Below are 23,562 nucleotides of genomic sequence, written 5' to 3' on the forward strand. Positions count from 1 at the left end.
CGTTCCTTGCCCACTGTTGTCCCGTCGTCCGGCCATGACCCGAAAATCCACGCTGCCTCATCGCCTGCAGCCCATGCTAGCCACGCTGACCGACTCACCGTTTGACGATCCTAATTGGGTCTTCGAGGACAAATTCGATGGTTTTCGTATGGTCGCGGAAATCCGCGGGGGTAGGGTCGCGCTCTATAGCCGCAACGGGAAAATCATCAGCCACTCCTATGTCGAGGTCGCGAAAGCACTTGAGGGCGTGAAGGCCGACGCCGTGATCGATGGCGAGCTCGTCGCGATCGGGAAGGACGGCGTATCCCATTTCCAGTTGCTTCAAAACGCCCTGCGCCACGAGGCTAAGCTTTTGTACTGCGCGTTCGACCTCATGTTCGCAGACGGCAAGGACCTGCGTGCGCTGCCGCTCCTCGAGCGCAAGAAGCGGCTCAAGGTCATCCTGCCGCGCCACAAGCTGATCGCGTTCAGCAACCACCGCAAAGGCAGCGGCACAAAGTTCTTCGCAGAAGCCGAGCGGAGACATCTTGAAGGCATCATGGCTAAGCGTGCCGACAGCCCGTACGCGTCCGGACGCCGGACCGCCGACTGGCTGAAGGTGAAGACCGCGCAGCGGCAGGAGGTAGTTATCGTCGGCTTCACGGCGCCGAGGCGAACCCGGCCCTTCTTCGGAGCCCTCGTGCTGGCGGTACGCGAGGACGATGCGTGGCGGTACATCGGCCACGTAGGCACCGGCTTCAGCCACCAAGTTCTCGAAGAGCTTCACGGCAAGCTCGTGAGGCTCAAGACAGCCAAATCGCCCTTTCCTGCCAGGGTGAAGGATGAGCGGGTCACTACCTGGGTGCGTCCTTCGTTGGTTGCTGAAGTGAAGTTCGCGGAGTGGACCAGCAAGGGCGAGCTGCGCCAGCCGGTCTATCTCGGCCTGCGGTCCGACAAAAAGGCCAAGGATATCGTTCGCGAAAAGAGTTGGTCGCGAAAATAACGTCGCCGAGACGAAGCGTACGACTTGGAGTTCAGCCGGTTTCGCGCTCGGATGCTGAAGGCCACGGCGGCAGGGGCGGCAACCCGAGAGCCTTGCGTATAGGTCCGAACGATCGCCGGTGAGCTGCGCATGCGCCGAGCCTGGCGAGCGCCTCATAATGAGCCGGCACCGGGTAGCCCTTGTGATCCGCGAAGCCGTAGCCGGGGTGGCGCAAATCGAGCGTCCGCATGACGGCGTCGCGCTCGACTTTCGCGAGGATGGAGGCGGCGGCGATGCTGGCGGACTTGGCGTCGCCTTTAATGATGGCCTGCTGAGGGATGTCGATTTCCTTCAAGCGCTTCGCATCGATCAGCAAGTGCTGCGGCGTCAACCCTAGTCCCTGGACCGCACGCTGCATAGCCTGGATGCCTGCCCAATAGATGTTGATCGCGTCGATCTCCTCGACCTCGACGAACGCCACACACCAACTCTCTGCCTTTTCCTTGATCTCCTTCGCGAGTTCTTCGCGAGCTGCGGTGTCGAGCTTCTTCGAGTCGTCGATTCCGACTATCCGCGTGCCCGGTTTGAGAATCACGGCGCCAGAGGAGACGGGCCCGGCGAGAGGGCTCATTCCGGCTTCGTCCACGCCTGCCACTGCATGATGGCCGCTTTCCCAGAGAGATGTTTCGAAGCGGAGCATCTTGCGGAGACGCTGCCCTTCGGACCTATTTCCGAAACGCCGTTTGTCGATTGAAGCCAGGATGGCACGGGCTCCCGCGCGGGTGTCGGCCCGCAAGATCTCCTCGATGCTGGCCTCGAGCGGTCTTTTCTCGACGACATAGCGTTGACGCAATAGATCGAGTGAATATTGGGACATAGCGGCCTTGCTGGGGTCTGACTCTGGGGAGCGTGTCGATGAACTTTGTGGCGATTGTCTGAAGTTAAGCCATGCCCCTCCTCGACCTGCGCAGCGCTTGTCGAAAGGAACCACCGGCTCCCATCCGTGGTCCGGATAGTCTTCGCTGCATCTACACATCGCGTCCGCCGACCCCAGAACGGAACCAACAGGTGCCTTCGTTCCTTTAGAGGGAGTGGGGCCTCAATCTCAGGGTGCTTCCGAGGGACAGGCCCATGCTCCGACAGACCGGCAACGAAGAACAGGTTCTAGACCGCACCGCCGAAGTGGCGGCCACCATCGCGGAAGAAGGGCTTCGGTACGTCAGCGACTCCGCCCCCGGCTACACGCGCAAGCGGACCGGGACCACCTTCAGCTACTACGACAAGGACGGAAGGCGCATCACCGACGCCGGCGTCGTCCGCCGCATCAAGTCAATCGGCATCCCGCCGGCCTACGAATCCGTGTGGATTTGCCCCTCGGCCAACGGCCACATCCAGGCGACCGGGCTCGATGCGCGGGGCCGCAAGCAGTATCGCTACCACGCGAAATGGCGCGAGCTGCGCGACCAAAACAAGTACGAGCACATCATCCAGTTCGCGGTCGCGCTGCCCGCGCTACGCGACCGTGTCGCCGCCGACATGAAGCTGGACGGACTACCTCGCGAGAAGGTGCTGGCCACGATCGTCAGTCTTCTGGAGAAGACGCTAATCCGGGTCGGCAACGCCGAGTATGCCGAAACAAACAAGTCCTATGGGCTCACCACCATGCGCCGCAAGCATGTCGCGGTTGGCCGCGGCGTACTTCGGTTCGACTTCACGGGCAAGTCAGGCAAACAATGGAAGCTTCGCGTCGAGGACAAGCGGATAGCCGCGATCGTGAAGCGCTGCGCGGAGATCCCGGGACACGAGCTCTTCAAATACCTCGACGACGACGGACAGCCCCGCACTGTCGATTCCGGCGACGTCAACGCCTACATCAAGGACATCACGGGCAAGGACTTCAGCGCCAAGGATTTCCGGACCTGGGCAGGGACGGTTCTGGCAGCGTTGGCGCTGGCCGAATTCAAGAAGTACGACAGCCAGGCCGAGGCCAAGCGCAACGTCGTCGCCGCGATCGAGAGCGTCTCGAAGCAGCTCGGCAACACGCCGGCCATCTGCCGCAAGTGCTACGTGCACCCGGAAGTCCTGAACGCCTACATGTCAGGTGACCTCGTGAAGATGATTGAAGCCAAGATCGCGCAGAAGTTCAAGCGCCAGTACACCAAGCTCACTTCCGACGAGATTATGGTGCTGGCATTTCTTCGCAAACGTCTCGATTTTCTGACTGCCCCCACCTAAGCCGCGGCTTCGGCGTCCTGATCGCCGACAGCCTTTGCCGAACGAAGCCGGTCGCGCTCCTCGCACTAACCCATGTGAAAAACTTCGGGACATCGCACAACGTGCGCAGTTTCAGGTTTTTGCAACAGGGTTGAGTGCTTGAGGGCAGGAAGTGCATACCGCTTTAGCCTCGTCGACAGCGGCCTGCCGGGCTGGCTCGAACGCGGCGGGGCGGGCCTCCATGAACTCAAGCACTACCCGTCCCTTGGACGTGATCTGCCAGCCGCCCCTGATGCGTTCGACCAGCCCCTGTGAAAAGATGTCGAGATCCGGAACCCGCGCAGCGAGGCGTTTGGTCCGCTCCGTCCAATCCCGGCCACTGGTCGCCAGGATGGCCAAGTCCCGCTTGAGGTCCTTCATGACTGCGAAGCCGTCCGGATAGCTCACCAGGATCTTGAGGACCGTCACCTGAAAGTTCACGCCCGCTCCGGATCGATCAGCGCCACATCGTGGGCGCACGGGATAGGGCGTTGCGGCCGACCTGCCTGAAGCCGTTCGGGCGAAACCTCACCTCTGGTAGCGGCCTCCAGTATCTTCGCTCCGACGTGAGTCCGTGCTCCGATCTCGCGGCGCGAGACGCTTTCGCATACTTCGTCGAAGACCGCGCGCAAAAGCGCGGTGGTTGCCGTGTCGAACATGACCTGCCCCTAAACGGGAAAATGCCATCCTAGCTTGGTTCTTCCAGCCTGGCGATTCAGGCATGTTAAATTTTGCGGAAAATGGGTTTGGAACTCGAGTCGCCAGCGCGGGTGCTGAGCGCCTCAATGCAGCGGCGGCAAGCCCTCGCAGACGGGTCTTTTCGGAAGGTTATACGCTGAGGGCAAAAGCGTCGAGAAGGACAAGACTCGGGCGCAATATTGGTTCGAACAAGAGAACATGGGAGAGGAATAACGCCGATTGATGGAGAAACTCTACCTCCAAGACTAGTGTAACGTCGGTTGTTGGCCCTCAGCGGGCCTTCGTGAAATGTCGCCTTCTGCGCCGCTGTTAGCGAATAAGCGGACATCGCAGGTCTAGGAGAAGGGAGAAGCTTTCTTCACTCGACATCATTGCGAGGTTTACTTTGGCTTCTCAGCTTGGATGTGCAGGACGTAGAGCGTGTTCTGAAACTCGTCCGTCACTTCCATACGCCAATCGTGCCCCGGCCTCAGCTTTCCGTCGATGCCCTGAAGCATCTGCCCGGCCGTGACCGTGGCTTCCTTCCATGCGGCGTGCTTGTCCGAAAGCTCCTCTCCCACGTCATCGACGTCGGTGCGTTCGTGGGTGATGTGGAAGAAGTATCTTGGCATGCTTGCGTTACGGCAGGTTCGCGCTAGGTCGACGCGGCTTAGTCTGGTTGCCCCAACCCGGGGGACGTCAGCCAATCACTCAGGTGCGCGCCGGTCTCAGCGATCCGTGCTCGCTTCAGCAGCGCTTCACGTTCTGCCCCGGCGGGCAACTGGCTGGCCAGTTCTTTAAGCTTAGCGGCCTGCTCGGCCATTCGTTCGTCAAGCGAGCGGGTTTGCTTCACTCTGCGGCGCATGGCGCACCTTTGATTCGTTAAAAAACGAATCCCCAACTGCTACAGCGGCATTGAGTTCCTAAAATTGAACTCTGGTCGCCGCCGGAGAAGCCCGCGTGGCCTCAGTGCTCGGAGGGCTTTTGTCGTTGAGCTCTGCGCGCCATCTCCATCCATTCTTCCCCAAGCTTCAGCCACGCCTCCTTGTCGACCTCACGGGTCGCCTTTTCAGCCTCATCCAGGCAATTCTGCGCTTGATGCAGGTATCTGGCAAAATCAGCGTCGCCCATCGCGTCCAACGCGGCGGCGAAAAGAAGGTGCCAAATGAGAGGCCGCAGGACGCCGCCTGAAGACAGCTCCTGCGGCCTGTGTCGCGACGTCTCGAAGGAGCGTGACAGCATCTACCCGAGCAGCAGGGGCAACAATTGGGTCAAGAACTGCGCCCAACGCGAGACGCTGACGATTGCCGGCTTCGCGCTCGATGATGGCAAATGGGACGGCATTTATCGCGCGGCGCAAGGGCGACAACCTGATCTTTGCCGGCAAGGTCGATCACGGCTTCGACAAAACATCGGCGGCCGAGTCGCGGCGGCGCCTCGAGCCGCTGGTCCGGAGGACACAGCCCTATGCCAAGAGGATTGTGCAAAGGCATATGGGTCCAACCGAAGCTATTTGCTGAGATCGAGTACCGCGCGAAGTCGGCCGAGGAATGTGAGGCATCCGTTCTTCAAGGGGCTGCGCGAAGATATTTGATTAGGCCATGTACTCATAAATGCCGCTCTCGAGGTGAATGACCCAAAGCGGACGCAACACCTCCGTTTTTCGCTGGCACAAACTGTGCATCACACTTTGGCGATCCCCCGTCGCGGTTTTTACGGTAGTCGGCGGGGAGGAAGAGCCTGACCCCGCGGGGACGAGGCTCTTCGCTTTAATTAGAAGCCGGCGTAATAGTCGTTGACCGTACGCGTTCGGCTGGGGTCTTCCCAATTCCAGCTGCTCTCGTCGGCGTACTTCGGTGCGCCTTCGAGTTGTTGCTTCGTGACGTTGGTGCGGTAGCCCTCCAAGCTGGTATCGTATTTCAACGATTGCCAGGGCAGAGGATAGTGATCATCGCCGATGCCGAGGAATCCGCCGAAGCCGAGTACGGCATATGAGATCTTGCCGCTCTGCTTTTCGATCATCACTCGTTCAATCGAGCCGATCTTCTCGTTGTCGGCGCCGTAGACGGCGGTTCCTTCCACCTTGTCGCTACCAATTAGGCTGCCTGTTTCGCGTTGTTCTGTGGCCATGTATTCCTCCACTGACTGAACACTGTCAACCGAACAGAGGGGCAGCCGTTCCTCGCTGCGACGAACGGCCCCTCGGCTGGTCAGGGTTGCTCGGACTGCGCGCCCCTCCCACCATAGCTTGCAGCGCCTGACCTCTGAATAGGATGCTCCGAGAAAACGCAGTCTGATGCAGGACCGGAGCCTTGGCAGACCAGGAGGAGCGTCAATTTGGGCAAGGTCCGAGCCGACTAGCTAGGGCAAACTGGCCATGTCCGGTCTTGACCTACCAAACATCGCTGGGATTCTACGATCTCGCGATTGCCACGCTGTCCATGAAGAAGGCGCTGGAGGCGTGAGGCGCCGGCGGAAATCTCTTCCATCAAGGCTCTGCCAAGGAGACCGACGATCCGGTCGTCGTTGCTGCGACTATGGCTTGCCCGAGCGCGGTGCTTAAGCGGCCCGGCCGGATCGAATGAGCGGTTCGCGGAGCACTCCGACCTTAAATTGCCTACTCGGCATGTCGGGAGCTCACCTGCGCGACCGTGAAACTTCGGCATACGGACGTACTGCGCAGCAGTGGTCTGTCCGCGCGGCGCTTCGGGCAAGACAACTTTTTGCGGAACGAGCTCATTGATCTTCGGACCGAGCCTCGAATGCTCTGCGAGTTGCCAATCTACGAAAGCCGGCCCGGACAAATCTACCTCAGCGGAATGCCTGCCCGTCGCCCCAATCGAGCGCAAATACAGAATGCGCTAAGCAATGTTCCGAAGACTTCGGGAAATCTCGCCCCCGAAGACATCAGCCGGTGTGGTGAAGTCGATCGGTGCTTCCCGCTCGCCGAAGGCATGTCGCAGAATGCCCCACGCGAAGGGCTACGGCTCACAGCCGCGTCATGAGGAATGTACCCTACCGGATCAGTGGAACGATGACGCCTCCGGCGCCTTTGCCTTTGTGGATGGGTCGCAGTTGCGGGCGCGTATATGAGAGGCGCAGCACCCCCTGATGCAAAGAGGCCCAGAAACGCATGGCTCCCGTTAAGGCGGAGTTGAACAGATACTTCGAGTTGATCCAGCGCCGAGTACCCACGAGGGTATTCCGTTTCATTCGGTGGCTACGTGAACCCTCTTCATTTTGGGTTCGTGTTATTGTCGCAATGTTGCTCATTCTGGGAGGTGTCTTCAGCTTTTTGCCCGTCTTTGGTCTCTGGATGCTTCCTCTCGGGCTCCTTCTCATCGCACAGGACGTACCGATCCTTCAAAAACCCCTCCTCATCTTTTTGAAATGGGTCGAGGCTAAGTGGGGGTGGCTAAGAACCGCCTTGAGGTGGAAGCCACAGCAACATGGTCGCGATGCCGATCCACCAGGTGCAGGCGATCGCGAATGACGCCAAGTTCGTGCGTCTGTACTTAAATCATAATCCTCCGCTTCGGGCAGCGTAGCTGCGCTTTTTTCAATGGCAAAAGGCCCCCGGTCTAGGACGAGAACCTTGGGTGGCGCTAGGAGTACATCCGTGCAGTGCCACGCCTCCCACAACCTTCGCCGCAACTCGGCCAAGGAGCTGCTCGACCTTGATCGCGCTGTGGCGCTCCTCGGAAGGGTTCTTTGTGCGCGAATATTGAAGACTCCGGCTGCGGACGGCGTATCATCGGCCGTGGAGATTTCGGGGATGGCTGTCTCGACCAACGAGCGTCCGATGTGTCCTGTGTGCAAGCACCGGATGGTGTTGGCGCGCATCTCTCCCGGCCCCGCGGGTTCGATGAGCGCACCTTCGAGTGCTCGACTTGCGAGCGTACCGAAGTGGTCCGCTTCGCCGTGGATACGATGCAAACAGACGCGGTCGGCTGGCTCGCCGGTGAGCTGAAGCCGCCAAACTGAAGTTCGGTGTGAGTGGCGCGATAGATGAGGACTACTGCAAGGAACAGACGCAACGCATTCGGCTGAGCGGGCTGATCTCCTTCACCAGGCGCGGTCTGTTGGCGCTGGTCGGCCGATACGCCCTCAGGGCGGCCGGTCCCTTGAAGGCCGCGGAGCGGCTGCTGCCGGTGCGCGCCACGCCGCCGGGGTCGATCCTCTCGGGGTCGGGCGAGGCGTGACGAAGGGCGCGATCGAAGTCCGGTTCGACGCTTGCGACGGCGCGGGATCGCTGCCCGCGCGGGAGTCCGAGCCCGGCCGTAGGACCTATCCGGGCCGCTGCGTGAAGTGCGGAAGGCAAGGGCCGTATGCCGGCCAAGTCCGAGTGAGGTGCGGCTCGAACCTCCCGGCGCTTGACATGGCAACTATGAATTGAGGAGGCGAGAATGGTCCTGATAGGATTTGGCGCTCTGCTTGTTCTCGGCGGAATCTTGTACATGGCAGGCGCTACTATTTGGCGGGGATCGCTTAGTCGGCCCGCTGGCGATACACTAGAGCCGACCCGGCGCGGCGTGGGATTTTTGGGGGTCGGAGCGAACTGGCCGGGCATTCTCCTTCTGGCAATCGGTGTCCTTCTGTTGGTATTGGGGGCCGGCCTCTAGCCTTAGCCACCCGCCGAGCTGCCCGCCTGGATGACAAGTTGGTATCGACGTTTCAGCCGGTGGCTCGTGGTTGTGGCGGCGCACTCGAGCCGATCGAGGTCCGCACCGTCTTCCGCAATCACGAGCTGTCGCCAATTCAGGCCATTGGTTCCACGTCGCTGTGTTCAATCTCGACGGAGATCGAGCGCCCCGCCGGACACGTGCCGGATCCTCTTGAAGAGCGATCAGTTCGTGATCGACTTGGACACCAACGTTCTTGCCACCGGTTCCCTCCCGGTTGGCCTAAGGCGGCCTCGATCGCTCCGCGACTGCTTCATGAAAACGGCCCGCTCGATCATGTCAGCGGGCTATTTCTTTTCCCTTCTATTTCCCTTTCATCTTCGGGTCATTCATGGTCGCCCCCGGGTTAGCTGAACTCGGGCTGCTCGATGGCCCTTGACCGCTGGTCGCGGCTGGAGAATTGCCGCCGCCCCCAGATCCCGCACCTGCGCCGCCGGCTCCGCCCGATCCAGCGCCCGCGCCGGCTCCAGCTCCGCCTGCACCGGCTCCAGCTCCGCCTGCACCACCCGCACCGCCTCCAGCGCCGCCCTGCGCCGAGGCAGCAGCGATCGATCCGAATACAAGGGCAGCTGCAAGGACTATCCTACCAAACTTCATTGTCGTTTCCTCCTGTTGAAGTTTGTTTGCAACCGACCCTCCAGTGCAACGTTCCTATGCTGGTGCAGACGCGTCGAGGTGCCACATGGCCACGGACACTCCTCTCAAACCGGACGATTTTCCTCTTGAGGTCGAAGACCAAAAGTTGAGGACGCAAAAGGGCAAGCCGGTCGCAACGGCCTCGTCGCATAAGCTCGCTGACCAGATCGCCGAACAGCTAAACGAGCATGCTCACCGGGAAGAGCAGGATCGCTGGTCGGCTTGAAAGGCGTTCGTGGCCGTAGCGCCGCCTGAAGGCCGAGACGTCGCTGGGTGCGGCCGTCTTCCTGGAAGAGAGCTAGGGATAGCGCTTCTGCGGGTCATCCCGCCGCTGCGCTGCTTTCGTTGTCCGGTCTAGTTGAGCGCGCTCGCTGCGGCGCAAACGGCCGGATTTCATCACGCCGTACAGAATCGCTCCGCCCAACACGAAAGCGCTAAGAAACCACAGCCACAAAAGCGAGGCTGAGGTGTCGCCCAGCAGCATACCTACACCAGAATTGCCCATCTAATCTCTCCTCGGTTTAGAGAAATCAATCGAGCGTCAATGGCGATGTTCCTATCGTGGTCTTCGCGCGGGAACGCACCAGTTCCGATAGCTACCAAACCACCATGTAGCGGAGGTGCCGCTTGGTCAGGCTGCGGCCTCAGTTTCGGCGGCGCACTTCCGAATGACAATTCCCGGCCAGCCGAGCACCGCTGAGAGGCGTTCGAACAACAGGGTGCAGATTGCCGCCCGCAGCTGAACGGCCTGCCGGTTGGGCTGCGCCTGCCGCATAAGGGCCAGCAAGTTGATGTTGTCGAAGGCCTCGATCCAGCGGAGTCCAAGGTCAGCCCAGGCCGGCTGCGCTGCGATCAGATCTGGCCCAGATGATAGGCGCTTTGAGGGCTCGTTCGTTACCGGTCAATTCCGTGATCGTCCGCAGGACTAGCGTCAGGTGACCGGGCCCATGCTCATCGAAAATGGTCGCGATCGTCGTGTCGGCGCACGTCTGGCGATCGCCGGGGCGAACCGTCGTCGGCACAATCTCAATGCCCATGTCTTGGCAGATGGAGTCCGCGGAAATCGGCATAGCTAGATAAGTAGAGCCGGTGGCCGAAAAGCGCCACAGCGCTTTAGTCGTTCCTCTGATCGGCAGCCTGCGTCCGGTTCACCCTTGGAAGCAGACTTCGCAATGGCCCCTGCGCGGTTCAGCTAAGCGCCATAACCTGACCTTCCATGTGGCCCCCCGCGACCACAAGCAACTTCATTGCGCCAGCTCGTCGAGTAAGGACTTGGCCTGCTTCAAATCCAACGTGTCGAAGCCCTCGGTGAACCAGCCGTAGATAGGCGCGAGGAGATCGCGGGATTCTCTGCGCTTGCCACGGTCGCGCCAGATCTGGGCCAAGCTGGTGGCAGCGCGCAGCTCCAGGCATTTGGCGCTCTGGCAACCAGCCACGTCTAGCGCACGCTGAAACCACCCCTCTGCTTCGGTCCCGTCGCCGCTCCGCCTGGCAAGCGTCAGCTCCCCAGTTAACCGGCAGATTTCCGCCTCCCATCGCCGCTCGCCGGTTTCCTCGACAACGCGCGCAGCCTCGACCAGCGCGGTTAATCCTTGCTCGATTTCTCCGGCCCACGCCGATGCTTCAGCCAGCGACGCGAGATAATAGGGCCGACGGATGCGCACGCCTGTCGGCTCGACGGCCGCGAGACCGCCGCGAATCTCCGCGATACCTTCCGCCGCTTGCCCGCGTGCCGCGATCGCCCACCCCCGCAAGATGCTCCCAGCCGCCGCCAGGTGCGGCGCGATGCCATGCTCGGCGCACACCGCGATTGCGGTCTCCGCATGCTCCTGGGCCGGCTCCGCTTCCCGCCGATGCTGGTAGATCATTGCCGCGAACACCAGGGCGAGAACAAGGCTGAAGGGGTGCGATAGCCCCCGCGCCATCCTCACTGCTTCGCGCGCCGTGGCAAGCGCTTGCTCGGGGAAGCCAAGCGGCCACAGCGTGGCGGCCGAGGTGTATCGATTGCAGACGGCTGCGTCGTGGCCGCCATACAGGAACATATGGGCACGGTGCGCGTCTGGCCGATATAGCGCCCATCCGGCTTCAAGATGCGTCCGGCACGCGGTCAGTTCCGGGAGATGGAGGAGCGTCGTCCATGCGGCATGATGCGCCTGCAGGAGGAGCGCCGGATCGGCGCTCTGCCGAGCGATCGCGAACAGGCCGTCCAATAAGCCGCGAGCCGCCTTGAACTCGCAGCGCTGCTGGTAAACAACCCACAGCCCCCAGTTCACGGCAAACAGTTGCGCTACATCGCCGGCTCGCTGACACAGATCGCGTGCGCGCAGGTAGGCTTGCTCCACCTCCGGCGCCGAATAGCCCTTGGTGGCGATCAGCACCGGCGCAAGCACGAGCTGCAGGGCGAGTTCGCGGCGGGCACGCTCCGCCGGATCGACGACCCGCCTGACGAGCGCCAGCCCCTTGTAGAGATGGGCAAGGCACTCGGCATGCGCCGAGCGCTCAGCCGCGCGCTGGCCGGCCGCTTGCCAGTAGGCAACGGCGTTTTCCGCAAGATCAGCTTCGGTGAAGTGGTGCGCAAGCACCTCCGGCTGGGTTGCCGCGATGTCCGGGAACGTCTCCTCGAGCGCCCGGGCGATGCGCGCATGCAGCGCATGCCGCCTGTTACGCAGCAATGTGCCATAGGCGGTGTCCTGAACGAGGGCGTGCTTGAACAAATAAGTCGCGTGCGGCGGGATGCCGTTTCGGAACAGCAACCCGGATTGCATCAGGCGGTCGAGCGCCGAGACCAGTTCCGGCTCTGACTGCCGCAGCACGGCGGCTAACAGCACATGAGAGAACTCACGACCTATCACCGCTCCGATTTGTGCTACTTCCTTGGCCGGGCCAAGCCGGTCGAGCCGCGCCATCAGCGAAGCATACAGGCTCGCGGGGACCGCCAGCGCTGGAGAGGGAATCGCGCCCGCAGTCTGCATCGCTCCGCGCTCGCCCCCAGCCTCCAGCACCGCCTTCGTCATCTCCTCGACGAACAACGGGATACCGTCGGTGCGCTCGACAATGTCCTTTCTGACCTTCGCCGGCAGCAGCTTGTTGCCGACGACGCACTCGATGACGGTCCCGACCTCGCGATGCCCCAGCCGATTGAGGGCAATCGTTGTCACATGCGGTTGTCCGACCCAGGGCGCGTCGAACTCAGGCCGAAACGTCACGATCAAGAGCACGCGAAGGCTCGCGATCCGGTTCACCGAGCGACCGAACGCTTCCAGGCTCGTGGGATCGCCCCAGTGCGCATCCTCGACGATCATGAGCACGGGGCTGGACCGCGCTAGGGCTTCCAATTGGACGCCGAGTGCCGCCAGCATTTTCTGCCGGCGCTGTTCGGGAACAGGCTCCAGAGCGGGATAGCGTCCGTCGTTAGGTAGCGACAACATCTCGGCCAACAGCGCCGCGTCCTGCCGGGACGTCGAAGTCTGCGCCAGGAGCGCATCGAGTTTGTCGAGCTTGGCTAGCGGTATGTCGCCGTGCACAAGTCCGGCAGCCCGTTTGAACTGCCCGATGATCGGATAAAGAACGCTGTCGATGTGTTGGGGCGAGCAGAAATAACGAAGCCGTGTGTGAGGTTCGGCGGTCAGGCGCTCCATGAGCGCGGTGGAGAGTCTGGATTTGCCGATCCCGGCCTCACCGGACAGCAGCACCACCTGGCCTTCGCCGGCCTTGGCTTTTGCCCAGCGCCGTAACAGGAGTTCAAGCTCTTCTTCGCGGCCGACGAGTGCGGTCAGGCCGCCGGGATGCATTGCATCGAAACGGCTCTCGACAGAACTGGCCCGCAGCACCGCGAAAGCTCGCACTGGACCTGTGATCCCCTTAAGCTCCGTTGGCCCGAGGTCCCGCAGCTCGAAGAGATTGCCCAGCAGTTTGCGCGTGCCCTCGGCAATGACGACCGTGTTCGGTTCCGCGATGCTTTGCAGACGGGCCGCAAGGTTCGGCGTCTCGCCGACAATCCCGCGCTCCTGCGCTTCGCCGGAGCCGACGAGATCTCCGACGACCACCAGCCCGGTGGCAACCCCAACCCGCATCTGCAGGGGCTCGCGAGCTGAGAGGGCAGCAACCGCGTCGATCAGGGCAAGGCCGGCACGAACAGCTCGCTCGGCGTCATCCTCATGCGCCTGAGGATAACCAAAGTAGACGAGAACGCCGTCGCCCATGTATTTCGCCACGAACCCGCCGAAGCTGCGGACGGTCTCGGCAACACACTTCTGGTAGGCCGTGATGACCTCGCGCAAATCCTCTGGGTCCATCCGGACCGAGAGCGCCGTCGAGCCGACGAGATCCGAGAACATTACGGTCACTTGGCGACGCTCGGCGGTGTCCTCTTCCTGGATTGCCAGAGAAACGTCGAATACTGGCGTGGCTGCGCTCTTTTCCGCGCGCAGAGCCGCAATCGCATCTAGAAGCATGCGGCGGTGCCCAACCATGGCGACGCCCAAGTCTTTCAAGTCCTCCGCCGTCAGATTGGGCAGGACCTTCTCACTGATCTCATTTTCGCGGAACGCCGCCTCATACTGTTCGAGGCCAAGCCTCCGCAGCCAAACTCCGACGTCCATGATGGCGCCCCGGTTCGCCTCGCGCTGCATGATCCCGCAGTCGAGACAGCCTGTCTAGAGCACCCTCTTGGAGGACCGGTTTGGGTCACTTGCGGCAGTCGAGGCAAAACCACCCGGCGTCCGTTTTAACGCGAACAGCCGACGTGACGATAAGCGGCTCGCTACCTGCTAAGGGCCAGTAACCGACTTGCGAGAAATGGCAGCTTTGGACGGCAAAGCGGCATCGGCCGACGAGTTGGCTTCGACCTCCATCCTTTCCTCCACCCCGAAGTTCCCTTAGTGGACCGGATTTTCATGGTTTCGTTTGCAGGTGACGGAAAGTGGACCCGCGCAGGCTTGTAGGCGCTCCTCATCCACGAGACATTCTGTCGCTGAACCATTCGTTTTGCCGGAGGACTAAACTCTAGGCGGATATCTGCCGTTCGCAATGTCGAACGGGCGTGCAGCGGTGTGATGCGCCACGTCGATTGCAACAGCCGTGGACGTGGTCGTCCTTTCCGCTGATCCGTTCAAGTGAGAACTGACTGCCGAAATACTACCGCTAGTCACGGAGGAGATGCCATGACGCAGATCCGGCTGGCCTCGCTGCAGGGCGAGGCGATTACACTTGAAAGCGATGCAATTGAGGCCTTTCGCCAAACCTTGCGGGGTAACGTCTGTCTGGCCGAGGAGCCGGGCTACGATGAAGCACGTACGATCTGGAATGCGATGATCGATCGCCGCCCAGGCGCGGTCGTGCGCTGCAAAGGGGCCGCAGACATCATTCGTGCCGTACGGTTTGCGCGAGAGTACGGCCTCTTGGTCGCCGTGCGCGGCGGCGGACACAACATCGCGGGCAATGCCGTTTGTAACGGCGGGCTCTTGATCGATCTCTCGCTCATGCGTTCCGTCCGGGTTGATGCATTTCACCGCACGGCGCGCGTGGACCCGGGGGCAACGCTTGGCGACTTCGACAAGGAGGCGCAAGCTTTCCGCCTTGCTACCCCGCTCGGGATCAACTCGACGACCGGCGTTGCGGGATTGACGCTGGGCGGCGGGTTCGGGTGGCTTAGCCGCAAGTTCGGGCTTGCCGCCGACAATCTGATCTCGGCCGACGTGGTGACGGCCGAAGGTGAGCTCATCCGGGCAAGCATCGCCGAGAATACCGACCTGTTCTGGGCGCTGCGCGGAGGCGGAGCCAATTTCGGGGTGGTGAGCTCCTTTGAGTTCCGCCTGCACCCTGTTGGCCCAATGGTTCTGGCCGGGCTTATCATCCATCCCTTTGCCCGGGCGAAGGAGCTGCTCGCGGGCTATCGTGACGTCGCCGCCAAGGCGCCCGATGAGTTGACCGTGTGGGTGGTGCTCAGGCAGGCGCCGCCGTTGCCGTTCTTGCCTGCCGAGGTTCACGGCAAGGAGATTGTCGCGTTCGCCGTCTGTTATGCGGGAGATGAGAACGAGGGCAAGCGCGCATTGGAGCCGTTGCGCGCGCTCGGAGAGCCGATCGCGGACGTGATCGGCATGCAGCCCTTCGCGACGTGGCAGACTGCGTTTGACCCATTGCTCACGCCCGGCGCCTATAATTACTGGAAGTCGCACAATTTCGTTGAGCTGAAGGACGGGCTCCTCGACACGCTGGTAAGTCAGACGACAAGCTTGCCGACTGGGGAGTGCGAGATTTTCATTGGTCAGCTCGGCGGTGCCACCAGCCGCGTAGCCATCGACGCCACGGTGTTCCCCCACCGCGATGCGAAGTTCGTCATGAACGTTCACACACGATGGCGCGACCCGGCGGATGAGCAACGTTCGATCAGCTGGGCGCGCCAGCTCTTTGCTGAGACCGCATCCCACGCAACCGGCGGCGTTTACGTCAACTTCATGCCGGAGGACGAGACCGATCGCGTGGCGGGCGCCTACGGCCCGAACTATGCTCGTCTCGCGGCGCTGAAGGCCAAGTACGATCCCGGCAACCTGTTCCGGTTAAACCAGAACGTCATGCCGTCCGCCGCACAGCGACCGGCCGCCTGACAAGAAACCGTAGTTGAGGCGCAACGGAGACGAAGTTGGACATCGGAGAATGGCTGCGCACCCTGGGCTTGCAGTCCTATGAGCAGACCTTCCGCGACAACGGAATTGACCCTGAGATCCTGTCCCATCTGACGGTTGAAGATCTCAAGGAGATTGGAGTCCAGGCCGTAGGCCATCGGCGAAAGATTCTCGATGCAATCGGCCTGCTGCCAGCGGACCTGGCAGCGGCGCGGCCCCCTGCGTCGGTCGAGCGACGTCAGCTCACGCTCATGTTCGTCGACCTCGTCGGATCGACCGACCTCAGCCGCCGTCTCGATCCCGAGGAACTGCGCGACGTCATGCGGGCCTACTCGAATACAGTGGCGGGAGAGATTGCGCGACTGGAGGGCCACGTCGCGAAGTTTCTAGGAGACGGGGTGCAGGCCTATTTCGGCTGGCCGCGCGCAAGCGAAGATGCGGCGGAGCAAGCCGTCCGGGCGGGACTTGCCGTCGCAACAGCGGTCAGCGGCATGTCGTCAGGCGCAGGGGGCCTGCTGGCGGCACGTATCGGCATCGCCACCGGGCTTGTCGTGGTGGGCGATCTGCTCGGGGAAGGTGCTGCGCAGGAGGAAACGGTCACCGGGGAGACACCCAATCTCGCTGCCCGTCTGCAACAGATTGCGGAGCCCGGTACGGTCGTTATCGCCGACAGCACGCGCCGCCTCGTCGGCGATCTCTTCGAATTTGTTGAGCTCGGTTCCCTTCAGCTCAAGGGCTTTGTCGAACCGGTCCAAGCGTGGCGGGTCATAGGCGAAGGCAGGGCAGAGAGCAGGTTCGAGGCTCTGCACGGCGCCCACGTCACGCCACTCGTTGGGCGCGGCGAGGAACTCGAACTGATGCTGTCACGGTGGAGGCTTGCAGAAGGAGGGGCTGGACAGGTCGTCTTGCTTTTTGGCGAGCCGGGAATTGGAAAATCACGATTGGTGCTCGCAATGCGCGAGCGGCTACAGACCAAACAAATCGCGCTCGTTAGCTATGCCTGTTCGCCGCATCACCTGAACAGCCCGCTCTTTCCCTTTATCTCGCAGCTCGAGCGCGAGGCGCGGTTCGCACCTGAGGATGCCGCGGAAGCAAGGCTCAAGCGCCTCAAATTACTCCTTGGCGAAGACGGCGAAAGGCTGTCTAGCGATGAAATCCAGCTTCTTGCCGAACTGCTTGGCTTTCCAAGTGAGAGACCGAGCACCCAGCCAGAGATGTCGCCGCAGCAAAGGAAGGCGCTCCTGTTCCGCACATTCTTGGCCCGGCTCAATCGACTTGCCGCTTGTGGCCCGGTTCTGATGGTGCTTGAAGACGCGCACTGGCTCGATCCGACCTCGCGCGAGCTGTTCGACCAGATCGTGGATCGTCTCCAGGACTTGCCAGTGCTGGTCGTCGCCACATTCCGCCCGGAGCTCCCGCCGCCATGGACCGGGTTTCCGCACGTCACGTTGCTCATGCTGAACCGCCTACCACAGGCGCAGGTGGTCGTGCTCGTCGACCGGATCACCGATGGTAAAGCGCTTCCCGCCGAGGTTCTCGATCGGATACTGGAGCGGACCGAGGGTGTGCCGCTTTTCACCGAGGAGCTCACGAAGGCCGTTCTTGAAGCCGGGATTCTCCGCTACACCGGCGCTCGCTACGTGCTCGCCGGAGCATTACCGTCCTTGGCGATTCCAGCGACGCTGCACGATTCGTTGATGGCGCGGCTTGACCGCCTTGCTCCCGTCAAGGAGGTCGCCCAAATCGGAGCCTGCATCGGCCGCGAGTTCGATCACGAGCTGCTTGCTGCAGTCGTGTCGATGCCAGAGGTGGAGCTCGCCGCGGCGCTTGACCGCCTGGTGGCCGCAGAGCTCGTTTTCCGGCGGGGGCTAGCGCCTGCCGCTACCTATGTCTTCAAGCACGCCCTGGTGCGCGACGCCGCCTATGAAAGCCTGCTCAAACGGCGCCGCCAGGAATTGCACGCGCGGATTGCCACGTCGATCGAAGCGCTGTGTCCTCAACTTATCGAAGCGCAGCCGGAGCTCGTCGCCCGTCACTTCGGCGAGGCCGGATTGGCAGAGAAGGCCATTCCATACTGGCTGAGGGCCGGTCGCCTCGCAGCCGCTGGATCGGCGAATATGGAGGCAATTGCCCATTTGAGATCAGGGCTCGAGTGCGCCCGAACACTTCTCCTCGGCGCAACACGCTCGCGCTTCGAGCTCGACCTGCAGCTTGGGCTTGGCGGCCCGTTGATTGCAACGAAGGGATTTGCGTCGCGCGAGGCGGAAGCGGCGTTCCAGCGTGCGCAGGAGCTCAGCCGCGAGCTGCAGAGCGAGGCTGATCTCTCCGCCGCGTTGAAGGGGCTCGGCCACGTCTATCACGTGCGCGCCAACCTGCGCGAGGTCACAAGCCTCGTGGAGGAGACGGAGTTGCTGGCCAAACGAAGCGGTGATCCCGTGCGTCAGGCCGAAGCCGATCATCTTGCGGGAGTGCTCTCGTTCCACCTTGGCCAATTTCAATTCTCGCGCGATCGGCTCGAGAGAAGCGCACAAGCCGGCGAATACCGCGGCCGCTATTATTCCGAAGTTTACGGAATTAATATGAGCGTATTCTGCCGTGCCTATATGAGCCATTGCGACTGGCATCTGGGCTATCCCGTTCGTAGCCTCAGGATTGCGGAGGAAGGGCTCGCCGTGGCGCGTGAGATTTCACATCCATTCAGCATTGCGCTCGCGCTCAACTATCTGGCGATGCTCCATCAATTCCATCGGGAGCCAAATGCCGCACTGCAAGCCGCTGTCGAGTCACGCGACATCTGCGCCAAGTACGGCTTCGACTACTATGGCGCATGGGCCAGCCTCGTTCGCGCCTGGGCGATTGCAGAATCCGGCCGGCGTGACGAAGGTCTTGCGGACTTTGATGCGGGGCTTGAGGATTTCCGGCGCACAAGTGCGGGGCTACGTATTCCGCACCATCTTGGCTTGCTCGCCGCGCTTCGTCGCAAGGCTGGAAACGCCGTGGCCGGGCTTCGGGTCATCGACGAAGCGGTCGCACTTGCGGACGCAAGTCTCGAGAGCTGGTGCGCCGTCGAACTTCACCGGGAGCGCGGTGAACTGCTGTTGCTCGCAGCCGGGGCGGAGGCCGAAAATCAAGCGGACGCGGAGTTCGAGGCTGCGATTGAAATTGCCGCGGCCCAAGGAGCAAGGTTGCCCGAGCTTCGCGCAAGCGTTGCGCGCGCCAGACTTCAAGCGGCACGCGGCATGCGGCGAGAGGCGCGCAACGCTCTTGTGCCGATCTACAGCTGGTTCAGTGAGGGCTTGGAAACACGCGATCTCGTGGAAGCTCGCAAGTTGCTGGCAGACTTGTGACCAAGTTGACGCATTAACCACTCGATCTGGGTTCCGGACAAGACAGAGCATCTCGCAGGCTGACTTTGGGTTCAAAGGGCTACCAAGGCCGAACCGACCGGTTTAGACACCGGGCAAAGCGGACATCTTGCAGACACGCCACTTCTGCTGTGGGTCAAAGCTGTCATCACCGGCCAATCGTGTTTTGGTCCGCTTTCCCTCCGAGATCGGACGCGAGCGGCAGCGGCGGCGAAGTCAGCCATGGGCCAATAGGTGACATTCGAGATGGAAGAGGCGGGCAATGTCAGCAGGCAAATGGCTTTGCATTTTTATTGCTCCCTGACACCTCCCTTCCTCAGCCCATCGAGAATGTCATCGAACTCTCGACGAAACTGCGGGTTGCTTGAGATTGAGTAACCGAGGTCACGGTACCACTGGATCGTAAAGTCCGGCCGGAGCTTGTTCAATTCAGTCAAGCTCTGCTGTGCCTGTTCGAATTGCCCCGTGGCTCCATAAGCCGATGTCAGATCCACATAGGCGTACCAGTTGTTCGGATTGGCCGAGCGCCTGCATTCTTCGATGGCTTCTCCATATTGGCGTAGGTGCAAGTGTGCATGGCAGAGCCAATAGCGCCAACGGGAAGCAAAGGGATCTTTGGGGCTGATTCGGAGAGCCAACTGGGCCGGCGAGAAGGCTTCGCGCGCTCGCCCAGAGGTAACAAGTGCAATTGTTTTGGCAGCGTAGACATCAGGATTATTTGGATCAATTTCGAGCGCAGCATCGTATTCAGCCATAGCCCCCTCAGGGTTTCCAAATAGAAGAAGGGTTCCCTTGATCGCATGAGCAGTCGCGCTTGACGAGTTCTTGGACAGAACTTTGTCTATGAGGTCGATCGCTTGTTTTTTGTCTTCGACCACGGAAGCAGACCATCGATTGTTCACATCGGCGGCCAAACACCGCGCTTTCCCGACCATGGCCTCAGCGTTGTCTGAATCAAGGCGCAGCGCACTATCGAACAGGTCCTTTGCCTGACTATTCTGAATCTTCGACGGCGGCTCGAAGAGCTTTGCCCAGCCGCGCATCGTGAAGTCCGTGGCGTCTGGATTCCTCGTTCGATCCACTTCGCTGCGACGGCTTTCCGCTTGGATCAATTCAATGTTCAGCGAGCGAGCGAGCCGCGCTGTGATCTGGTCCTGCAAGGCGGCGAGGTTCGGACGATCGCCGTCGAAACGATCGGACCAGACGTCCCGACCGCTCGCGACGTCCGTAAGTGATACGTACACAGTCCAGTAGCCGACGAGGCCCCCCGCGACCGCGCCGATCGCGGCAATCGAGGCGAGCGCCCCGCCGATCAGCTGCAACCGCGCCCGCACGAGACCCTTAAAGTTGAGAGTCGATGCCGGCTGGTCCGGTGGCTCGTTGTCGGAAGGCGTTTTGTTCAGCGAGTCATTTTCGGATGGCGGTTTGTCCTGTTGGCCGCTGGAGACTTCTGAATTCGTCACCTTTGCATCCTCGCAGGGCTAAGTGCCCGGATGCTCAAGCCTAGCAGGTTTTTGCGGCGTCCCGTTGGTCAAGGTTGCTGACCAAGTTCACACCTCTTACGAGTTGTTGCGGTGAAGTCTAATTGATGATGTCCGCTCCGGAGCAGCCGATGGTGGGCAATCCTCGCGTTCTATCTATACCCAACAACAGACGCGCCGGCGGCCGCCGAGGACTTCGGCTCAGGGCCATAACCGGACTCATGCACCGCAGCAATTGGCGGTTTTACTCGATCACGAGGCCGACACTGCAGATCGTCGGTGGCGGTGAAGATGAACGCTTGCCGGCACACTGATCTCGACGCATGTATGTGTGACGTGGAAAGTTTCTCGCTTGGCTACTAAAATTGTTTCCGTTCTGCCTGCGACGGAGGCGAAAATGTCACAAAGTAGCTCCGGCGCTCCCGGTTGGCAGCTCGAAGGTAACGCTCCCCTCGCCTACGACACACACATCGTCGAGGTCTTCTTAAAGGACTACTCGCGCCGACTTGTGGAACTCGCCGCGATCAAACCGGGCGATCGCGTGCTGGACGTCGCGTGCGGCACTGGTGTTGTGACCCGACTCGTAGCAAATAGGATCGGTTCTACAGGACAGGTTGTCGGCTTTGATCTCAACGAGGGCATGCTCGCGCGGGCGCGCACTTCGCATGAAACAGCCGGCGCGATCGATTGGCGTGTGGGCAGCGCTACAGACATGCCGTTTGCTGATGCGACTTTCGACTGTGTCATTTGCCAACATGGCTTGCAGTTCATTCCTGACAAAGCCGCAGCGGTTTCCGAAATGCATCGAGTGTTGGCCGATCGAGGTCGGACAGTTATTAGCGTCTGGCGTTCAATCGAGCATTGCCCGTGGCAAGCGGCGATCGCTGAGGCTGTTGATCGTAATGTGGGGAGTGAACAGGCTGCGCAAATTCGATCAGCATTCAGCTTCGGTGACGCTGACCAGTTACAACAAGTCATTGTTGCGGCGCGATTTCGAGACGTCGAAATTCGAATCGACAGCGAGACCATTCGACACACCTCAATAGCTGAATACGTGCCAGGCTATATTTCAGCAACCCCTGTCGCAGCAGCAGTTGCCGGCTTGGACAAGGAGGCACACGCAAAGATTACCGCCGACGTAAGAGATGCACTTGCCGCCTACCGCGTTGGCGATGGCCTCGCCGCACCAATTGAGGCTTACGTGGCAATAGGGCATCGCTGACGACGAATGCGATGGCTTTGGCATCCGAGGAGACGATGCGTGTTATGGCACCCTTCGATTAGCGGGGACGACTTCTCATGCTCTTCCCTCAAGTTGACGAACCCGCCCTGCCACATCCCTATTGTGCGTCACAGCAAAAGTGCCGCGCCCAAGACCGCTCCGGGTCACAAGCGGCGGTGTGAAGCTGCACTGGCCGATGTCCGGCCTACCGCTGTCAGCCGACCTGGCAAATGCTCAAGCCTTGTTCTGTTAAGGGCCATGTGTGGACGGCTCCGGGTTGGCAAGAGTTTTCTTCACGTCTGCGGCGGTGGTCGGAGCAGCCATGTGTTCGGCCTGTTTGCGCGGTACTCATGACCGCTGGCCATAATGCCCTCCGCGGATCAGGTCCCTCTCAAAACCTCGCATTCGATGATGCTGTGGCCCATGTGGGTTGTCCTGATCGCCGGATCGACCGGCGCTGCATTACGTGCTGTCGCCCTCCCAACCGTGACGTCACGCCGGATATCCGGCGCGATTCCTTTACGCCGCGAGTGCGACGGGCTCCCTGTAGAGCTCACCCCTGGCCATCATCGCCCATGCCATCCTGGCGAGCTTATTGGCGAGTGCAATCGCAGCGACTTTTGTCGGTCGACGCGCCAACAGCCCCGTGAGCCAGGGCCGATGCCCGGTGCCATGGATCTTGGCATAGCGGATCACGGCGAGCGCTCCGGCCGTGAACAGGCTGCGCAAATAGCGATCGCCTTGTTTGCTGATACTGCCGAGCTTGTCTTTGCCACCGCTCGAGTTCTGCCTCGGCACGAGCCCAACCCAAGCTGAGAAATCCCGTCCCGATCGGAAGGCCCTGGCATCGGCAACACTCGCGACCAGCGCTGTTGCCAGCGCCGGACCGACGCCCGGGATCGCGTCCAGCCGCTTGCTCGTCGCGCTTGATCGATGCCAGGCGATGATGCGTCGGTCGAACTCCAGGATCTGGCCCTTCAGCACGCGCAATTGGCTGCCGAGAGCAGCAAGACACGCGCGGGCCACGTCTGGGAGCCGGCGATCAGCTGTATCGGCGACGACTTCCAGCAACTGCTCGACACCCCTGCGCCCGACGGGGGCAACAATCCCGAACTCGACAAGATAGGCGCGGGTTGAATTGATGACGGCAGTCTGCTGGCGGATGAAGAGATGACGCGCCCGGTGGAGCATCAGACAGCCCTGTTGCTCGACCGTCTTGGTCGGCACGAAACCGCATGTTGGGTCTCGTGACCGCGTCGCAAATCGCCTCCGCGTCCGTGCTGTCGTTCTTCTGTCGCTTGACGTAGGGCTTCACATAGGCCGGAGGCATTAATCGCACCGTATGCCCCAGCGCGCCTGCAGCTCGCGGGACCAATGATGCGACGAGGCGCAGGCCTCGATCCCCACCAAACATGGTGGCAACTTCTGGAAAAATGCCACGACCTGCTGGCGCTTTAACTGACGGCGGACGACTACCTGGCCGGCTGCATCAACGCCATGCACTTGAAAGACCGACTTCGCGATATCCAGACCGATTGTCGAAATTGACTGCATAGGCTGCTCCTCCGAATCGTGGGAGCCTCAAACGGCGCCCACTCCTTGGCACTCTCGTGCCCGTGGAGGAGCCGTCCACAGCATCAAATCCGGACTCATGCGCGCAG

General features: G+C 61.3%; 15 protein-coding genes and 4 pseudogenes. 9 read left to right on the forward strand and 10 right to left on the reverse strand.

Features of this window, described 5'->3' with window-relative positions; all coding sequences use genetic code 11:
• The first annotated feature begins 34 nt into the window (after positions 1 to 34).
• Entirely contained in the window at positions 35 to 982 is a 948-nt protein-coding gene (gene ligD / locus ACKWRH_RS33520) for a non-homologous end-joining DNA ligase (RefSeq protein WP_445217003.1), read from the forward strand.
• A 31-nt stretch (positions 983 to 1,013) separates the two neighbouring features.
• Here ligD and ACKWRH_RS33525 read toward each other — a convergent pair whose 3' ends face one another.
• On the reverse strand, positions 1,014 to 1,838 hold the full coding sequence (locus ACKWRH_RS33525) for a ribonuclease HII (RefSeq protein ID WP_445217004.1): 825 nt from the start codon (positions 1,836 to 1,838) through the stop codon (positions 1,014 to 1,016).
• A 254-nt stretch (positions 1,839 to 2,092) separates the two neighbouring features.
• On the opposite strand from ACKWRH_RS33525, the gene ACKWRH_RS33530 reads away from it, so the two are divergent.
• Positions 2,093 to 3,196 (forward strand): DNA topoisomerase IB, encoded by a 1,104-nt coding sequence (locus ACKWRH_RS33530; RefSeq protein ID WP_445217005.1) that lies wholly within the window; start codon positions 2,093 to 2,095, stop codon positions 3,194 to 3,196.
• A 111-nt stretch (positions 3,197 to 3,307) separates the two neighbouring features.
• On the opposite strand, the gene ACKWRH_RS33535 is transcribed toward ACKWRH_RS33530, so the two are convergent.
• The 4 genes and pseudogenes from ACKWRH_RS33535 to ACKWRH_RS33550 all read right to left on the reverse strand — a co-directional run bounded on the left by ACKWRH_RS33535 (position 3,308) and on the right by ACKWRH_RS33550 (position 5,023).
• Positions 3,308 to 3,655, reverse strand: a complete 348-nt coding sequence (locus ACKWRH_RS33535; protein ID WP_445217006.1) for a hypothetical protein — start codon at positions 3,653 to 3,655, stop codon at positions 3,308 to 3,310.
• 16 nt (positions 3,656 to 3,671) lie between these two features.
• Positions 3,672 to 3,873: pseudogene (locus ACKWRH_RS33540) on the reverse strand (hypothetical protein).
• A gap of 420 nt (positions 3,874 to 4,293) precedes the next feature.
• Complete coding sequence (locus ACKWRH_RS33545; RefSeq protein WP_445217007.1) at positions 4,294 to 4,524, reverse strand: DUF6894 family protein; 231 nt, start codon at positions 4,522 to 4,524, stop codon at positions 4,294 to 4,296.
• A gap of 334 nt (positions 4,525 to 4,858) precedes the next feature.
• A complete protein-coding gene (locus ACKWRH_RS33550; protein WP_445217008.1) occupies positions 4,859 to 5,023 on the reverse strand; it encodes a hypothetical protein in 165 nt (54 codons plus the stop codon).
• Between the two features lie 73 nt (positions 5,024 to 5,096).
• Here ACKWRH_RS33550 and ACKWRH_RS33555 point away from each other — a divergent pair.
• Positions 5,097 to 5,486, forward strand: a pseudogene (locus ACKWRH_RS33555) (ATP dependent DNA ligase); the annotation flags it as partial.
• A gap of 179 nt (positions 5,487 to 5,665) precedes the next feature.
• Here ACKWRH_RS33555 and ACKWRH_RS33560 read toward each other — a convergent pair.
• Entirely contained in the window at positions 5,666 to 6,022 is a 357-nt protein-coding gene (locus ACKWRH_RS33560; RefSeq protein ID WP_445217009.1) for a PRC-barrel domain-containing protein, read from the reverse strand.
• A 257-nt stretch (positions 6,023 to 6,279) separates the two neighbouring features.
• Between ACKWRH_RS33560 and ACKWRH_RS33565 the strand changes: the two are divergent.
• The 3 genes and pseudogenes from ACKWRH_RS33565 to ACKWRH_RS33575 all read left to right on the forward strand — a co-directional run.
• Positions 6,280 to 6,508, forward strand: a pseudogene (locus tag ACKWRH_RS33565) (cell envelope biogenesis protein TolA); the annotation flags it as partial.
• 1,376 nt (positions 6,509 to 7,884) lie between these two features.
• A complete protein-coding gene (locus ACKWRH_RS33570; RefSeq protein WP_445217010.1) occupies positions 7,885 to 8,094 on the forward strand; it encodes a hypothetical protein in 210 nt (69 codons plus the stop codon).
• A gap of 1,162 nt (positions 8,095 to 9,256) precedes the next feature.
• Positions 9,257 to 9,436 carry a hypothetical protein gene (locus tag ACKWRH_RS33575; protein WP_445217011.1) on the forward strand — a complete coding sequence of 60 codons (180 nt, stop codon included), beginning with the start codon at positions 9,257 to 9,259 and terminating at the stop codon, positions 9,434 to 9,436.
• Between the two features lie 72 nt (positions 9,437 to 9,508).
• On the opposite strand, the gene ACKWRH_RS33580 is transcribed toward ACKWRH_RS33575, so the two are convergent.
• Positions 9,509 to 9,715 (reverse strand): hypothetical protein, encoded by a 207-nt coding sequence (locus tag ACKWRH_RS33580; RefSeq protein WP_445217012.1) that lies wholly within the window; start codon positions 9,713 to 9,715, stop codon positions 9,509 to 9,511.
• A gap of 739 nt (positions 9,716 to 10,454) precedes the next feature.
• Positions 10,455 to 13,841 carry an ATP-binding protein gene (locus ACKWRH_RS33585; protein ID WP_445217013.1) on the reverse strand — a complete coding sequence of 1,129 codons (3,387 nt, stop codon included), beginning with the start codon at positions 13,839 to 13,841 and terminating at the stop codon, positions 10,455 to 10,457.
• A 531-nt stretch (positions 13,842 to 14,372) separates the two neighbouring features.
• On the opposite strand from ACKWRH_RS33585, the gene ACKWRH_RS33590 reads away from it, so the two are divergent.
• Both ACKWRH_RS33590 and ACKWRH_RS33595 read left to right on the forward strand, forming a co-directional pair.
• Complete coding sequence (locus ACKWRH_RS33590) at positions 14,373 to 15,815, forward strand: FAD-binding oxidoreductase (protein WP_445217014.1); 1,443 nt, start codon at positions 14,373 to 14,375, stop codon at positions 15,813 to 15,815.
• Positions 15,816 to 15,850: 35 nt separating this feature from the next.
• Positions 15,851 to 19,180 carry an AAA family ATPase gene (locus ACKWRH_RS33595; protein WP_445217015.1) on the forward strand — a complete coding sequence of 1,110 codons (3,330 nt, stop codon included), beginning with the start codon at positions 15,851 to 15,853 and terminating at the stop codon, positions 19,178 to 19,180.
• A gap of 308 nt (positions 19,181 to 19,488) precedes the next feature.
• Here ACKWRH_RS33595 and ACKWRH_RS33600 read toward each other — a convergent pair whose 3' ends face one another.
• Positions 19,489 to 20,661 (reverse strand): tetratricopeptide repeat protein, encoded by a 1,173-nt coding sequence (locus tag ACKWRH_RS33600; protein ID WP_445217016.1) that lies wholly within the window; start codon positions 20,659 to 20,661, stop codon positions 19,489 to 19,491.
• Between the two features lie 415 nt (positions 20,662 to 21,076).
• Here ACKWRH_RS33600 and ACKWRH_RS33605 point away from each other — a divergent pair, with 415 nt between their 5' ends.
• Complete coding sequence (locus ACKWRH_RS33605; RefSeq protein WP_445217017.1) at positions 21,077 to 21,901, forward strand: class I SAM-dependent methyltransferase; 825 nt, start codon at positions 21,077 to 21,079, stop codon at positions 21,899 to 21,901.
• Between the two features lie 519 nt (positions 21,902 to 22,420).
• Here the strand turns inward: ACKWRH_RS33605 and ACKWRH_RS33610 are convergent.
• Positions 22,421 to 23,455 (reverse strand): annotated as a pseudogene (locus ACKWRH_RS33610) (IS110 family transposase).
• Positions 23,456 to 23,562: the final 107 nt, after the last annotated feature.

This window comes from Bradyrhizobium sp. Pa8 (assembly GCF_052588265.1).

Bases quoted from the DNA above. Each gene is read 5' to 3' on its own strand.
- ACKWRH_RS33530 (WP_445217005.1), top strand. From the start codon at position 2,093: ATGCTCCGACAGACCGGCAACGAAGAACAGGTTCTAGACCGCACCGCC.
- ACKWRH_RS33590 (WP_445217014.1), top strand. From the start codon at position 14,373: ATGACGCAGATCCGGCTGGCCTCGCTGCAGGGCGAGGCGATTACACTT.
- ACKWRH_RS33545 (WP_445217007.1), bottom strand. From the start codon at position 4,524: ATGCCAAGATACTTCTTCCACATCACCCACGAACGCACCGACGTCGAT.
- ACKWRH_RS33605 (WP_445217017.1), top strand. From the start codon at position 21,077: ATGTCACAAAGTAGCTCCGGCGCTCCCGGTTGGCAGCTCGAAGGTAAC.
- ACKWRH_RS33580 (WP_445217012.1), bottom strand. From the start codon at position 9,715: ATGGGCAATTCTGGTGTAGGTATGCTGCTGGGCGACACCTCAGCCTCG.
- ACKWRH_RS33525 (WP_445217004.1), bottom strand. From the start codon at position 1,838: ATGTCCCAATATTCACTCGATCTATTGCGTCAACGCTATGTCGTCGAG.
- ACKWRH_RS33575 (WP_445217011.1), top strand. From the start codon at position 9,257: ATGGCCACGGACACTCCTCTCAAACCGGACGATTTTCCTCTTGAGGTC.
- ACKWRH_RS33550 (WP_445217008.1), bottom strand. From the start codon at position 5,023: ATGGGCGACGCTGATTTTGCCAGATACCTGCATCAAGCGCAGAATTGC.
- ACKWRH_RS33585 (WP_445217013.1), bottom strand. From the start codon at position 13,841: ATGCAGCGCGAGGCGAACCGGGGCGCCATCATGGACGTCGGAGTTTGG.
- ACKWRH_RS33560 (WP_445217009.1), bottom strand. From the start codon at position 6,022: ATGGCCACAGAACAACGCGAAACAGGCAGCCTAATTGGTAGCGACAAG.
- ligD (WP_445217003.1), top strand. From the start codon at position 35: ATGACCCGAAAATCCACGCTGCCTCATCGCCTGCAGCCCATGCTAGCC.